This is a genomic window from Cupriavidus sp. YR651, assembly GCF_900101625.1.
Classification (GTDB): Bacteria; Pseudomonadota; Gammaproteobacteria; order Burkholderiales; family Burkholderiaceae; genus Cupriavidus.
On record NZ_FMYZ01000005.1, the window covers coordinates 350625 to 364031 of the forward strand.

Below are 13407 nucleotides of genomic sequence, written 5' to 3' on the forward strand. Positions count from 1 at the left end.
TGCCTTGCAATGGAGACGCTGTCAATGCGGAATTCCGCACGGCGAACAGTTGTCCTCGATTCGACGCCCGACCTACCGGACGGTAAGCCTGGCGCGGGTTACCGGGCAACCCCACCCCTGTACACGAAAGAGATGAAAGCCTGATGTATATCGTGGCAATTGGCTGGCTCTACGTCGCCATGATGATGGCCATCACCGAGACCAATGTCGTGGCAGGCTTGGCCACGTTCCTGTTCTATGGTCTCGCGCCGGTATCGATCGTGCTGTACATCATGGGCACGCCCGGCCGCCGTCAGCGGCGCAAGGCGAAAGAGGAAGCGGAACTGGCCGCCGCGCGTGATGCAGCGGCCAGCAAGCCCACCGGGGAGAAGGACGGCGGCGCGGTTTGAGTCGAGTTTGATCCGAACCTGATGTGCGCGCCGCAGGGCCGGATCAGTGATCCAGCCAGACCAGCGAGGCCATGCGGCCCGTGGTGCGGTCGCGGCGATACGAGTAGAAGCGGTCGGCGTCGGTGACCGTGCAGGCGTCGCCGCCAAAGACCTGAGTGCAACCTGCGCGGGCCAGTCGCGTGCGCGCCAGTGCGTAGATATCCGCCCAGTACTTGCCGGGCGCACCGGGCCGGAACGCCGACTCGACGGCCTGCCGTTCGTTGTCGCGCGCCTTCTGCAGGAAGGCCTCGCGCACCTCAGCACCCACCTCGAAGGCCGAGGGACCGATTGCCGGACCCAGCCACGCCAGCCACACCGGATTCGGGCCGGATTGCGCGCTCATGCGCGCCAGCGTGGCCTCGATGACCCCATCGCACAGCCCCCGCCATCCCGCATGCGCGGCACCCACGACGGTACCCGCCGCATCGCACAACAGGACCGGCAGGCAATCGGCCGTCATGATCGCGCAGACGTGGCCGGGCGTGATGGCGACGCTCGCATCCGCGCGGGGCGGCGCTTCGCGGTCGGCATTGACGTCGTCGGCCGTGGCAACGGCGCAGCCGTGCACCTGCTCCAGCCAGCGCGGCATGGCCGGCAACCGCGCCGCCAGCCGGGCGCGATTGGCGGCAACGGCCGCAGGATCGTCGCCGACGTGCGTGCCCAGGTTGAGCCCACCCACGCTGCCATCGGCCAGCCCGTACGGTCCGGTGCTGACACCGCCATCACGGGTCGTCGATAGCGCGCGCACGCGCGCCGGCGCGGGCCAGTCCGGGACGATCCAGGATGCGTCAGCGTTTGTCGCCATCACCTTCTTCCCCGTCGCTTGGCTCGTCATCATCGTCAGCGTCGCCATCGTCATAATCGCCTTCGTCGTAGCCGTAGTCGTCCTCGTCGCCCTCCTCGTCCGCGTGGCCTTCGAAGTCCAGCGCGTCGATCAGGGCCTGCATATCCTCGGGAGGATCGGCCTCCCACGACACCTTGCGGCCAGTCACCGGATGCACCAGCCCCAGCTTGTACGCATGCAGCGCCTGGCGCGTGAACGGCACGGGCAGCGTCACGCGGATAGCCGGACGCTGGCCGCGCTGGGTTGCCTTGTGATAGACCGGATCCCCCACCAACGGGTGGCCAATCGACTCGAAATGCACGCGGATCTGGTGCGTGCGGCCGGTCTCCAGCTGGCACATCACCATCGACACCTTGCCGCGGCCCAGCGGCACGGTACCGAGCGTCTGGAAATGCGTGCGCGACGGCTTGCCGCTGTTGGTATGGACGATGGCCATGCGCGTGCGCTCGCGCGGATCGCGGCCGATGGGCGCGTCGATGGTGCCTTCGTCGGGCGTTTCCCCCCACACCAGCGCGAGGTACGTCCGCTTGACCGTGCGCGCCGACAACTGGCGGACCAGGTCGGTCTGCGCGGTCAGCGTGCGCGACACGACCATCAGGCCGGACGTTTCCTTGTCGAGCCGGTGCACGATGCCTGCGCGCGGCAGGCGCGCCGCCGCGGGGTCGCGGTACAGCAGGCCGTTGAGCACCGTGCCGCTCCAGTTGCCCGCAGCCGGATGGACCACCAGCCCGGCTGGCTTGTTGATGACGAGCATCGTTTCGTCTTCAAACACCACGTCGAGCGGCACATCCTCGGCAGTAAAGGCCTGCGACTCGGGTGCGGCCTGGGGTTGGATTTCGATTTTCTGGCCCATCAGCACCGCTGCCTTGGCACGGCTTGGCTCGCCATCCACGCGTACCGCGCCGTCCTCGATCCATTGCTGGATGCGGCTGCGCGAGAATTCGCTGAAGTGGCGTGCAAGCAATTTGTCGAGGCGTTCGCCATGCGCGGCGCTGTCGACTTCCAGGTACAACGGGACCAGATCGGAGGTAGCCGGTGCGGCCGCCGTCTCATCGCCGAAGTCATCGAGATCTTCGGCATCGACGGCGGATTCACCGGTTGCCTGCGTGTGGCGTGCCAGACCGTTTTCGGCCTTGGGGCTTCGGCTATAATGCTTGACGCTATTTTTCATCCGGAACAGGTTGCCATGCAATTGCAGAGCATGAAACGCGCTGACTGGCGCGCGAGATTTGGAGCGATTTTGCTCGCAGGCGGCTGCGTCATGCTGTCTGCATGCGGCCTGCTTGCAGACCAGCCCGACGAAACAGCCGGCTGGTCGGCGAACAAATTATATTCGGAAGCCAAGGATGCCCTGGATGGCGGCGACTACACCCGCGCCGTCAAGCTCTATGAAAAGCTGGAAGGGCGGTACCCGTTTGGCCGTTATGCCCAGCAAGCCCAGATCGATACCGCGTACGCCAGCTACAAGGATGGCGAAACCGCCGCCGCCCTGGCCGCCGTCGATCGCTTCATCCAGCTGCACCCGAGCCATCCGAACATCGATTACGCCTACTACCTCAAGGGCCTGATCAACTTCAACGACAACCTGGGCTGGCTCGGCCGCTTCTCCGGGCAGGATCTGAGCGAACGCGACCCGAAGGCGGCACGTGCCGCCTACGATGCGTTCCAGACGCTGATCACCCGCTACCCGGACAGCAAGTACACGCCTGACGCCACGCTGCGCATGCAGTACATCATCAACTCGCTGGCACTGCACGAAGTCCATGCGGCTCGCTACTACTATCGCCGTGGCGCCTACCTGGCCGCCGTGAACCGCGCGCAGCAAGCCCTGAAGGACTACGACGGCGCGCCGGCCAACGAGGAAGCGCTGTACATCATGGTGCGCTCGTACGATTCGCTTGGCATGAAGGACCTCCGCGACGATGCCGCCCGCGTGATGGAGCGCAACTACCCGAACAGTGACTTCATCAAGTACGGCGAGCGCCGCAAGGACAAGGCCTGGTGGGAAGTGTTCTGAGGCACGCAGCGGCACGCTGCCGCTGACTCCCCGTCGGCAGCCACAGCCCGCAAAAAGCCCGACGGTGACCGTCGGGCTTTTTGTTTTGGTGCCAGGAAACCGGCGCAACGGGCCGTCGGCCGTGAGCCGCGAGCCCGCGTCGACCGGGACTAACCGGCCTCCACCTCCCCTTCCCCCTCCGCGTTGCCGGCGAGTTCCGCCTGCCCGGCGCCTTCCGCCTTCTCCACCGGATTGCGCAGGCCTTCCAGGAAGCGGATCACGGTATCAGCCTCCCGCGTGCGCGTGAACGGCGGCAGGCTCTGCCAGATCTGACGGCCATAAGGCTTTTCCACCAGCCGCGTATCGCAGATCGCCAGCACGCCACGGTCGGACTCGGAACGGATCAGCCGCCCTGCGCCCTGCTTCAGCGTGATGACTGCGTGCGGCAGCTGATGCACGGCAAACGGACTCAGGCCCTTCTTCTGCAGCACCTCCATGCGCGCGGCCAGCACCGGATCGTCTGGCGGCGCGAACGGGAGCTTGTCGATAATCACCAGCGACAGCGCCTCGCCCCGCACATCCACGCCTTCCCAGAAACTCTGGCTACCCACCAGCACGGCATTCCCCAGCTGGCGGAAACGGTCGAGCAATTCGGTGCGGCTGGCCTGACCCTGCACCAGCAGCGGCAGATCCAGCCCGCGTTCGGCAAACAGGTCATAGAGCATGTCCGATGCCTTCTGCACGGCGCGCAGCGTCGTGCAGAGCAGGAACGTCCGGCCGCCGGCCGCTTCAATCAACGGCAGCGTCTTCTCCACCACCGCCTCGGTAAACTGGGGCGACTGCGGCGCCGGCATGTCGCGCGGCACATAGAGCAGGCCCTGCTGCGCGTAGTCGAATGGGCTGGGCAGCGTCAGCGAACGGTCCTTGTCCAGGCCCAGTTGCGCCGCGTAGTGCGTGAAATTGCCCTTCACCGACAGCGTTGCCGAGGTGAAGACCCACGCGCGCGGCTGGCCCTCGCGCTGGCGCGTGAAGATCGGCGCGATCGACAGCGGGGTGCGATGCAACTGCACCGTGTGGGAGAAGACTTCCACCCAGCGCACGGTATCGGGGCCGAACTGCGCCGGTGCCGCGGGCGCCTTGGCCGTAGCGTCGCCCGCCTTCGTGCCTTCCCCGCTTGCAGCACCTGGCGCACCACCCTGCGCACCGTCCGCACTCGCTTCGCCGTCGCCGCCGATGGCAGGCGCCGGCGCCGTGCCGCCCCGGTCATCGCGCCATGCGGCCAGACGCTGCGCCAGCTCCACGGCGCGACGGTGGCACTGCTCGAGCGACTCGGCGCGTTCCGCCTGGGTCTCCAGCGCCTCAACAAAATCGGACAGCGCCGAATCCAGCGCATCCAGTGTCTCGAAGAACGGCTCGCGCGTACGCGGATCGGCCTCGATCTGGCCGATCGCCAGCCGGGCGTTGTCCTTGCTGAAGGCCAGTCGCAGGTCACGCGCGGCGCGCTCCAGCGGCGCGCCCAGCGCCACCCAGTCCACGGCATCACGCGCGTGGGACAGGCCCTCCGCCACCGTGTCGCGTGCAATTTCAAGCAACTGGCTCGTGGACAGCGTCTCGCCAAAGAACAGCGTGGCGGTCTCGGGCAGCTGGTGGGCTTCGTCGAAGATCACCGTGTTGGCAGCCGGCAGCAGCTCGGCCATGCCGGTATCGCGCAGCACCACGTCGGCAAAGAACAGGTGATGATTGACCACGACGAGGTCCGCCTGCTGGGCCTCCTTGCGCGCCTTCATCACAAAGCATTCCTTGTAGTTCGGGCACTCGCTGCCAAGACAGTTGTCGCGCGTGGAGGTCACCATCTGCCAGACCGGGGCGTTCTCGGGCACGGCAGCCAGCTCGGCCTTGTCGCCGGATGCGGAAGTCTTGGCAAATCGCGCGATATCGCGCAGCCAGGCCGCATCCTGCTTCGAAGCCAGGCGCCCGTTGGCCTGGGCGCGCTCCAGATGGTAGTGACAGACGTAGTTGGCGCGCCCCTTGAGCAACGACACCGAAATCGGCACGTTCAGCGCATGCCGCACCGTGGGGATGTCGCGCAGGAACAGTTGGTCCTGCAGGTTCTTGGTTCCCGTGGACAGGATGACCTTGCCGCCCCAGAGCATCGCGGGCACCAGATAGGCAAAGGTCTTGCCCGTGCCCGTCCCCGCTTCCACGATGACCGTGTCGTTCTGGGCAATGGCACCCGCGACCGCTTCGGCCATCTTTCGCTGCGACGCGCGCGGCCGGTAGCCCGGGATCGCGGTGGCAAGCGTCCCCGTATCGGCAAAGACGGTGCCCAGCTGGGCGGATTGCAGGGCGGCCTGACTGGCCGACGTTGCGGCGATCGCGTCGCCAATGGAAGCGGCGTCGCCGGATATGTCTGGCGCTTCTGTGGAGTCGGGAAGCGTGTCGTCGATCGATTCAGGCAAGGTGCGGTTTTCTGCTTGGGGGCGCTGTCAGGATGGTTCCGGCGACCGGGGCGGGCTCACCCCATGGTTTGACCGCCCGCGGCCACGCGCCGGGGCGGTACCGCTTCGTTCATTCTGACAACGCCTCGAATTTCGTATCACGAGGTAGCAATGCAAGGTGGGACTGCGGCGTGGCATTGCAGGTGGCGCCGCCCACCTCAGGAACGTCATGCGGGAACGTCATGCAGGAACGTCGGGCTCCAGTTGAAGCTGCAGCAGCGTGATGGCGTCCTTGAGCTTGAGACGACGCTTCTTGAGCCGGCGCAGTTGAAGCTCGTCGCCGGCGGCGTCCTCGGAGAGACGGTCGATCAGGAAATCCAGGTCCCGGTGCTCGATCTGCAGTTCGATGATCTGGCGCGCCAGCGTGTTGAGGTTTTCATCCATGGTGCGACTCCCCCTGCTCCCCGGCGGCGGCCGAAGCCGCATCGCCGGTGCTCAGAACCCGAACGGGCTCGGGGTGGACCCCTGCCCTTGCTTTTTCTGTTCCTCGGCCTTGGCACGGCGCTCGTCCAGGTCCTTCTGCCGCTGCGCGGCATCGGCCTGCTTCTGCTGATATGCCTTGGTGTTCTCCTGGCGCTGGCGGGCGTCTGCGGCACCTTTCTGCTGGGCTTCCTTTACCTTGGCGTCGAAGTCCGCCTGCTTCTTGTCGTAGGCCTGGGCGTTCGCGGCACGCTGTGGCGCATCGGCGCCATGCTGGGCGTCGCGCAACGCCTGATCCTGCTGCTTGCGATCGTAGGATGCCTTGCTGGCCTGTTCGTTGGCCGTGCGGCCGGGCTGGCCGGCTTCGTATTCGGCACGGCGCAAGGCCTGCTCCCGATCGCGCTCGGCCGCCTTGTAGGCGCGCTCCGCGTCGCCCACTTCCAGCTCCTTCGTGCGCAGCACATGCAGTTCGTCGCGCTGGATTTCCTTGGCCTTCTCGATGCAGCTGTTGACCAGGAATTTGCTGTAGCAGTCGTGTTCGGCCGTGGCAAAGCGATAGTTGGTCCATGTCCGGGAATCACCGATGGCCTTGCGTTCGGCCGCGAAGTCACGCGGGGCACCAGTCGTGGCGACGGGGGCCGGCGCTGCGGCAGCGGGCACAGCGGGCGCGGAGGCCTGGGCATGCGCACGGGACACGGGCGCGGCCAGCAGTGCGGCAGCCAGCGCCAGGGCGGAAACGGTGACGGTGGCCAGCTCGCGGGCAGCCGGCAATGTGGCGGCCACGGCGGCCGGTTGGGGCTTGACGATCATGGCTGGATTCTATCACCCGGGGGGCCTGCGGGCCCCACCCGCGGACGTTGCAATGTGTGTCCGCAGGCGCGCCAGGAAACAGGCATGGGAAAAGGTGCCTGCCCGTCACGGGAAGCCCCGCCCGCTTGTGGCAAAATGCCCCGCTTTCGACTGACTCGATTCCCGATGTCCAACTTGCCTGCTTCCGTCTCGCAAAAGATTGTGTCGCTCATCGCGGCCGAACTGTCCGTGCAACCCCGCCAGGTCGCAGCGGCCGTCGACCTGCTGGACGAAGGCGCCACCGTGCCGTTCATCGCCCGCTACCGGAAGGAAGTCACCGGTAACCTGGACGACACGCAGCTGCGCAACCTGGAAGAACGACTGCTGTACTTGCGCGACATGGAAGAACGCCGCGCGACGATCCTGTCTTCGATCGAGGAACAGGGCAAGCTGACCGACGAACTGCGCGCGGCGATCGAAGCCGCGGACACCAAGCAGACGCTGGAAGACCTCTACCTGCCGTACAAGCCCCGCCGCCGCACGCGCGCCCAGATCGCCCGCGAATGCGGCCTGGAGCCGCTGGCCCAGGCGCTGCTGGCTGACCCGACGCTCGATCCACAGGCCGAGGCCGCGAAGTACGTCAACGGCAACCCGACCGCCGAAGGCGGCGTGCCCGACATCAAGGCCGCGCTGGACGGCGCGCGCGACATCCTCTCCGAGCAATTCGGCGAGACCGCCGAGCTGCTGGGCAAGCTGCGCGAGCACCTCTGGAATCACGGCATCGTGGTCTCCACCGTGATGGAAGGCAAGGAAAACGCCGAGGAAGAGAAGTTCCGCGACTACTACACCTACAGCGAGACGATTCGCACCGTGCCGTCGCACCGTGCGCTGGCACTGTTCCGTGGCCGCAATGCCGGCGTGCTGATGGTCAAACTGGGGCTGGGCGAGGAACAGGACGCGATGGTGCCGCATCCGTGCGAAGGCATGATCGCCCGCCACGTAGGCATCCAGAACCTGAACCGCCCGGCCGACAAATGGCTGGGCGATGTGTGCCGCTGGTGCTGGCGCGTGAAGGTGCAGCCCCATATCGAGACGGAGCTGCTGACGCAACTGCGCGAGACCGCCGAGAACGAAGCCATCAAGGTGTTCGGCCGCAACCTGCATGAACTGCTGCTGGCCGCGCCGGCCGGCCCGAAGTCCGTGATGGGTGTCGACCCGGGTATTCGCACCGGCTGCAAGGTGGCGGTGGTGGACCACACCGGCAAGCTGCTGGAAACGGCCACGATCTATCCGCACGAGCCGCGTCGCGACTGGGAGGGATCGCTGGCCACGCTGGCACGCCTGGCAAAGCAGCACAACGTGGCCCTGGCCTCGATCGGCAACGGCACGGCCAGCCGCGAGACCGACAAGCTGGTGCAGGACCTCATGAAGCGCGCCCCGGACCTCAAGCTGACCAAGATCGTGGTGAGCGAGGCCGGCGCATCGGTGTACTCGGCCTCCGAGCTGGCGGCCAAGGAATTCCCGGAGCTCGACGTGTCGCTGCGCGGCGCGGTGTCCATCGCCCGCCGCCTGCAGGACCCGCTGGCGGAACTGGTGAAGATCGACCCGAAATCGATCGGCGTGGGCCAGTACCAGCACGACGTCAACCAGCGCGAGCTGGCACGCGCGCTGGACGCCGTGGTGGAAGACTGCGTGAATGCCGTGGGCGTGGATGTGAACACGGCCTCCGCCCCGCTGCTGGCGCGCGTGTCCGGCCTGAACACGGTGCTGGCGCGCAACATCGTTGAATTCCGCGATGCCAATGGCGCGTTTGCCAACCGCGACGCGCTGAAGAAGGTGCCACGCCTGGGCGACAAGACGTTCGAGCAGGCTGCCGGCTTCCTGCGCATCAACACCGGCGACAACCCGCTGGACCGTTCGTCGGTTCACCCGGAAGCCTATCCGGTGGTGCAACGCATTCTCGACCACATCAAGCGCGGCCTGCCCGACGTGATGGGTAACCGCGACGCGCTGCGCGGCCTGTCGCCGCAGCAGTTCACGGATGAGACCTTCGGCCTGCCGACGGTGCGCGACATCCTGGCCGAGCTGGAAAAGCCGGGCCGCGATCCGCGCCCCGAGTTCAAGACGGCCACGTTCCAGGACGGCGTGGAGGACATCAAGCACCTGCAGCCCGGCATGGTGCTGGAAGGCGTGGTCACCAATGTGGCGGCGTTCGGCGCATTCGTGGACATCGGCGTGCACCAGGACGGCCTGGTGCATATCTCGGCGCTGTCCAGCAAGTTCGTCAAGGATGCGCACGAAGTGGTCAAGGCCGGCCAGATCGTCAAGGTCAAGGTCATGGAAGTGGACGTGAAGCGCAACCGGATCGGCCTGACCATGCGGCTGGATGACGAGCCGGGGCAGACGTCGTCGCGTCCGGGTGCGGAGCGCGGCAACGACCGGGGCGGCCAGCGCAATGGCGGTGGCGCCAAGGGCTTTGGCGGCGGCCGCAGCCGTGATCCGGAACCGGCAGGCGCAATGGCGGCCGCGTTCGCCAAGCTGAAGCGCTGAGCCAGACCCGCGCTGCAAAGTAAAAACGCCCCGCACGGTTTGCGCCGTGCGGGGCGTTTTTACGTTCTGTCCACACGCATCGCGGTGGACAGCAACGCCGGTATTCAGATCTCGACCTTGGTCCCCAGTTCCACCACCCGGTTGGCCGGGATCGAGAAGAAGTCGGAGGGCTTGGCGCCGTTCTGATGCATCCATGCGAACAGGCTCTCGCGCCACATCGACATGCCGGGTAGCTTCGACGGAATCACCGATTCGCGCGCGATGAAGAACGACGTCTCCATCAACTCGAAGTCCATGTTCAGCTTGCGGTGCGCCAGGTCCAGCACGCGCTGCACGTCCGGGGTTTCCTTGAAGCCGTACTCGGATTTCAGGATGAACACGCCGCCGCCGAGGTCCTTGCAGGTCAGGCGGTGGTCGTCGTCCACGAACGGGATGTCGCGCGTGACAAAGCTCAGGAAGACCACGCGCTCATGCAGCACGCGGTTGTGCTTGAGGTTATGCAGCAGCGATACCGGCACCGACTCCGTGTTGCCGGTCAGGAACACGGCGGTCCCTTCCACGCGGTGCGGCGGGTGCGCCAGCAGGCCCGCGATGAACGGCTCCAGCGGAATCCCGTCCTCCAGGCTGCGCGCGCGCAGCAGCTTGCGGCCGCTGTACCACGTCATCAGCAGGAAGAACGCCACGCTGCCCATCAGCAGCGGGAACCAGCCGCCCTCCGCCACCTTGAGCAGGTTGGCCGCGAAGAACGTCAGGTCCACCAGCAGGAAGCCCGCGCCAAGCAGCGTCACCAGCAGCGGATTCCACTTCCACACGTTGCGCATGCACACCGCGGCCAGGAAGGTCGTGATCAGCATGGTCGTGGTCACGGCGATGCCATACGCGGCAGCCAGGTTTTCCGACTTGCGGAACGAGATCACCACGGCCACCACCATCACCAGCAGGACCCAGTTGATCACCGGCAGGTAGATCTGGCCGATTTCGGCTGCCGACGTGTAGCGGATGCGCATGCGCGGCACAAAGCCCAGCTGGATGGCCTGGCTGGTCAGCGAGAATGCGCCGGAAATCACCGCCTGCGACGCAATCACCGTGGCGCACGTGGCCAGCAGCACCATCGGAATCAGCAGCGGGCCCGGCACCATCAGGTAGAACGGGTTCGACGCCGCTTCCGGATTCGTCAGCAACAGCGCGCCCTGGCCAAAGTAGTTCAGCATCAGGCACGGCATGACCAGCACGAACCAGCCGATACGGATTGGCTGCGCGCCAAAGTGGCCCATGTCGATGTACAGCGCCTCCGCACCGGTCAGCACCAGGAAGACCGCGCCGAGCACGATGAAGGCCTGCAGCGAATGCTCGATCAGGAAGTGGATGCCGTAGTACGGGTTGACCGCCTTGAGAATCTCCGGCGCCTGCATCAGGTTGAACACGCCCAGCGCGCCCAGCGTGATGAACCACACCGTCATGATGGGGCCGAAGAACTTGCCTACCGCGGTCGTGCCGTGGCGCTGGATCAGGAACAACGCGATCAGGATCACCAGCGTGATCGGGATCACGAAGTTCGATAATTGCGGCGTGGCGATCTCCAGGCCCTCCACGGCCGACAGCACCGAGATCGCCGGCGTGATGACCGCATCCCCGTAGAACATGCAGGCGCCGAAGATGCCGAGCATCATCAGGAACCGCGCCTTGTTCGAGCGCGGCGCGGCCGTCCGCAACACCAGCGCCATCAGGGCCAGCACGCCGCCCTCGCCGTCGTTGTCCGCGCGCATCACGAACACCACGTACTTCAGTGACACCACGATGATCATCGCCCAGAACAGCAGCGAGATGATGCCGAGCGCGGCATCGGGCGTGAATGGAATCCCGTGCTCCTTGCTGAAGCATTCCTTGAGGGCGTACAGGGGGCTGGTGCCGATGTCGCCGAAGACGACGCCGATCGCGCTGACGACGAGCGCACGCGTACTCGGACTTTCGACGAAGTAGTGACTGGTTGCGGATTGAGTCATGGATTTGGGTCTGGTGGACCGGCTCGCGCCTCCCCGGCCTGACTTCGGCTAGCCCGGCAGGATGCCAGGTATGCAACCCAGGAAATGTGACGTCCTGAGCACGGGTACTCTCACGCAAGCGGCTCCGGTCCGCGATGGGGCGTTATGGCCTCTATTGCATTGCACAAACGGGCGCATTCTAGATGAAGTGCGGTAAGACGACCACTGTGGAAGATGCCGGTGTCCCGGCCCGGAACCCATGAAGCATGGAAGGGAAGCATGGCAGGGTCAAGCCCTGTCCGGGAGGCGGGGGTGGGCTGGGCCACGCAGCGATCGTTGCTCGCGCGCGACAAATGCTGCATCCGCAACTTGGCGTAGCACCCCTCAGGTGGCGATCAAACAGACGGCGCTCAAACGCCCAGGTAGCGGTCCAGCGCGGCGGGCGCCGCCGCCAGTTCGGCCGCGGGGCCGGTCAGCACGACCTGCCCCTTCTCCAGCACCACCACGCGGTCCGCATGGGCCAGCACCGCGCGATAGTTGCGATCCACCACCACTGACGCGATGCCCGTGGCCCGTACCGTGGCAATCACGTTCCAGATCTCGCGCACGATCTTCGGCGCCAGCCCTTCGGTGGCCTCGTCCAGCACCAGGCACTCGGGATTGGTCATCAGCGCCCGGCCGATCGACAGCATCTGCTGCTCCCCGCCGGACAGTTGCTGGCCGCCATGCGACAGGCGCTCCTTGAGGCGCGGAAACAGATCGAGCACGCGGGCCTCGTCCCAGTCCTTGCGGCCGTTGCAGCCGGCCCGGGCGGCCATCAGCAGGTTTTCCCGCACGGACAGGTTCGGGAAGATGCCGCGACCTTCCGGCACATACGCCACGCCGAGCCGCGCCACCTCATGCGGCTGCGCGCGCGACATGTCGCGGCCCGCCACGCGGATATCGCCCTCGCGCTGGCGCACGTGGCCCAGGAGCGTCCGCAGCAGCGTGCTCTTGCCCATGCCGTTGCGGCCCAGCAGGCCGACGGTTTCGCCCGCGCCAACGTGGAAATCCACGCCGCGCAAGACGTGGCTGGATCCGTACCACGCGTTGACGCCGATCGCGTCGATGATGTCGGGCGAGTGGGCGCTCATGCGTGGGTCTCCTCTTCCTCGCCCAGATAGGCCAGTTGCACTTCCTGGTTGGCGCGGATCTCGGCGGGGCTGCCCGACGCGATCACCGTGCCATTGACCATCACGGTGATCCGGTCGGCCACGGCGAAGACCGCCTCCATGTCGTGTTCCACCACCAGGATCGCGTGACCGTCGCGCAAGCCGCGCAGCAGATCGAGCATGCGTGCGGATTCCTCGGCGCCCATGCCCGCCAGCGGCTCGTCGAGCAGCAACGCCACGGGCTGCGTGGCCAGGCACATCGCCACCTCCAGCTGTCGCTTCTGGCCGTGCGCGAGTTCGCTGGCGAGACGCCCGGCATGCGCCGCGAGGCCCGCGCGTTCCAGCGCTTCATCGGCCAGCGCGTGGCTGGTGCGGCAACCCTGCGCCGGCTCCCACAGCCGCCATGCCCGCTGCGCACGCGATTGCGCCGCCAGCCGGCAGTTCTCGCGCACGGTCAGCGGCAGGAAGATGTTGTTGCGCTGGTAGCTGCGGCCAATGCCGTGGCGCGCCAGCTTTGGCTGCGCCCAGCCGGTCACGTCCTGCCCCTGCAGATGAAGCCGGCCGGCCGATGGCGGCAGTTCGCCCGACAGCATGTTGATCAGCGTGGACTTGCCGGCGCCATTGGTGCCGATGACCGCGTGGATCTCGTGCAGCTGCAGCGCCAGGGTCACGTCGTTGACGGCGGTCAGGCCGCCGAACCGGCGCGTCAGGCCCTCCGCCTGCAGCACGGGCGGGGTGGTCGTCATCTG

11 protein-coding genes are annotated in these 13407 nt (G+C 66.5%); 3 read left to right on the forward strand and 8 right to left on the reverse strand.

The window, feature by feature from the left end; translation table 11 throughout:
- The first annotated feature begins 143 nt into the window (after positions 1–143).
- Positions 144–389 carry a hypothetical protein gene (locus tag BLR29_RS16645; protein WP_092138111.1) on the forward strand — a complete coding sequence of 82 codons (246 nt, stop codon included), beginning with the start codon at positions 144–146 and terminating at the stop codon, positions 387–389.
- 43 nt (positions 390–432) lie between these two features.
- Here BLR29_RS16645 and pgeF read toward each other — a convergent pair whose 3' ends face one another.
- Together pgeF and BLR29_RS16655 are read right to left on the reverse strand one after the other, a co-directional pair.
- Complete coding sequence (gene pgeF / locus BLR29_RS16650) at positions 433–1233, reverse strand: peptidoglycan editing factor PgeF (protein ID WP_092138267.1); 801 nt, start codon at positions 1231–1233, stop codon at positions 433–435.
- Entirely contained in the window at positions 1217–2443 is a 1227-nt protein-coding gene (locus BLR29_RS16655; RefSeq protein WP_092138112.1) for an RluA family pseudouridine synthase, read from the reverse strand. The genes pgeF and BLR29_RS16655 overlap by 17 nt, the downstream gene beginning before the upstream one ends.
- Before the next feature lie 15 nt (positions 2444–2458).
- On the opposite strand from BLR29_RS16655, the gene BLR29_RS16660 reads away from it, so the two are divergent.
- A complete protein-coding gene (locus tag BLR29_RS16660; RefSeq protein ID WP_092138113.1) occupies positions 2459–3289 on the forward strand; it encodes an outer membrane protein assembly factor BamD in 831 nt (276 codons plus the stop codon).
- Between the two features lie 149 nt (positions 3290–3438).
- On the opposite strand, the gene BLR29_RS16665 is transcribed toward BLR29_RS16660, so the two are convergent.
- The 3 genes from BLR29_RS16665 to BLR29_RS16675 form a co-directional block, all read right to left on the reverse strand.
- Entirely contained in the window at positions 3439–5727 is a 2289-nt protein-coding gene (locus tag BLR29_RS16665) for an ATP-dependent DNA helicase (protein ID WP_092138114.1), read from the reverse strand.
- A gap of 219 nt (positions 5728–5946) precedes the next feature.
- Positions 5947–6150: a YdcH family protein gene (locus BLR29_RS16670; RefSeq protein WP_092138115.1), complete on the reverse strand. Its 204-nt coding sequence runs from the start codon at positions 6148–6150 to the stop codon at positions 5947–5949.
- Positions 6151–6201: 51 nt separating this feature from the next.
- Positions 6202–6996 carry a hypothetical protein gene (locus BLR29_RS16675; RefSeq protein WP_092138116.1) on the reverse strand — a complete coding sequence of 265 codons (795 nt, stop codon included), beginning with the start codon at positions 6994–6996 and terminating at the stop codon, positions 6202–6204.
- A gap of 165 nt (positions 6997–7161) precedes the next feature.
- On the opposite strand from BLR29_RS16675, the gene BLR29_RS16680 reads away from it, so the two are divergent.
- Positions 7162–9525 (forward strand): Tex family protein, encoded by a 2364-nt coding sequence (locus tag BLR29_RS16680; RefSeq protein ID WP_092138117.1) that lies wholly within the window; start codon positions 7162–7164, stop codon positions 9523–9525.
- 104 nt (positions 9526–9629) lie between these two features.
- On the opposite strand, the gene BLR29_RS16685 is transcribed toward BLR29_RS16680, so the two are convergent.
- The 3 genes from BLR29_RS16685 to BLR29_RS16695 all read right to left on the reverse strand — a co-directional run bounded on the left by BLR29_RS16685 (position 9630) and on the right by BLR29_RS16695 (position 13404).
- Complete coding sequence (locus BLR29_RS16685) at positions 9630–11528, reverse strand: potassium transporter Kup (protein ID WP_092138118.1); 1899 nt, start codon at positions 11526–11528, stop codon at positions 9630–9632.
- 389 nt (positions 11529–11917) lie between these two features.
- Positions 11918–12640 carry an ABC transporter ATP-binding protein gene (locus BLR29_RS16690; RefSeq protein ID WP_092138119.1) on the reverse strand — a complete coding sequence of 241 codons (723 nt, stop codon included), beginning with the start codon at positions 12638–12640 and terminating at the stop codon, positions 11918–11920.
- Positions 12637–13404: an ABC transporter ATP-binding protein gene (locus tag BLR29_RS16695; protein ID WP_092138268.1), complete on the reverse strand. Its 768-nt coding sequence runs from the start codon at positions 13402–13404 to the stop codon at positions 12637–12639. The genes BLR29_RS16690 and BLR29_RS16695 overlap by 4 nt, the downstream gene beginning before the upstream one ends.
- Positions 13405–13407 lie beyond the last annotated feature (3 nt).

Coding starts and splice junctions, on each gene's coding strand:
- BLR29_RS16675 (WP_092138116.1), bottom strand. CDS start 6,996: ATGATCGTCAAGCCCCAACCGGCCGCCGTGGCCGCCACATTGCCGGCT.
- BLR29_RS16655 (WP_092138112.1), bottom strand. CDS start 2,443: ATGAAAAATAGCGTCAAGCATTATAGCCGAAGCCCCAAGGCCGAAAAC.
- BLR29_RS16685 (WP_092138118.1), bottom strand. CDS start 11,528: ATGACTCAATCCGCAACCAGTCACTACTTCGTCGAAAGTCCGAGTACG.
- pgeF (WP_092138267.1), bottom strand. CDS start 1,233: ATGGCGACAAACGCTGACGCATCCTGGATCGTCCCGGACTGGCCCGCG.
- BLR29_RS16645 (WP_092138111.1), top strand. CDS start 144: ATGTATATCGTGGCAATTGGCTGGCTCTACGTCGCCATGATGATGGCC.
- BLR29_RS16680 (WP_092138117.1), top strand. CDS start 7,162: ATGTCCAACTTGCCTGCTTCCGTCTCGCAAAAGATTGTGTCGCTCATC.
- BLR29_RS16660 (WP_092138113.1), top strand. CDS start 2,459: ATGCAATTGCAGAGCATGAAACGCGCTGACTGGCGCGCGAGATTTGGA.
- BLR29_RS16695 (WP_092138268.1), bottom strand. CDS start 13,404: ATGACGACCACCCCGCCCGTGCTGCAGGCGGAGGGCCTGACGCGCCGG.
- BLR29_RS16690 (WP_092138119.1), bottom strand. CDS start 12,640: ATGAGCGCCCACTCGCCCGACATCATCGACGCGATCGGCGTCAACGCG.
- BLR29_RS16670 (WP_092138115.1), bottom strand. CDS start 6,150: ATGGATGAAAACCTCAACACGCTGGCGCGCCAGATCATCGAACTGCAG.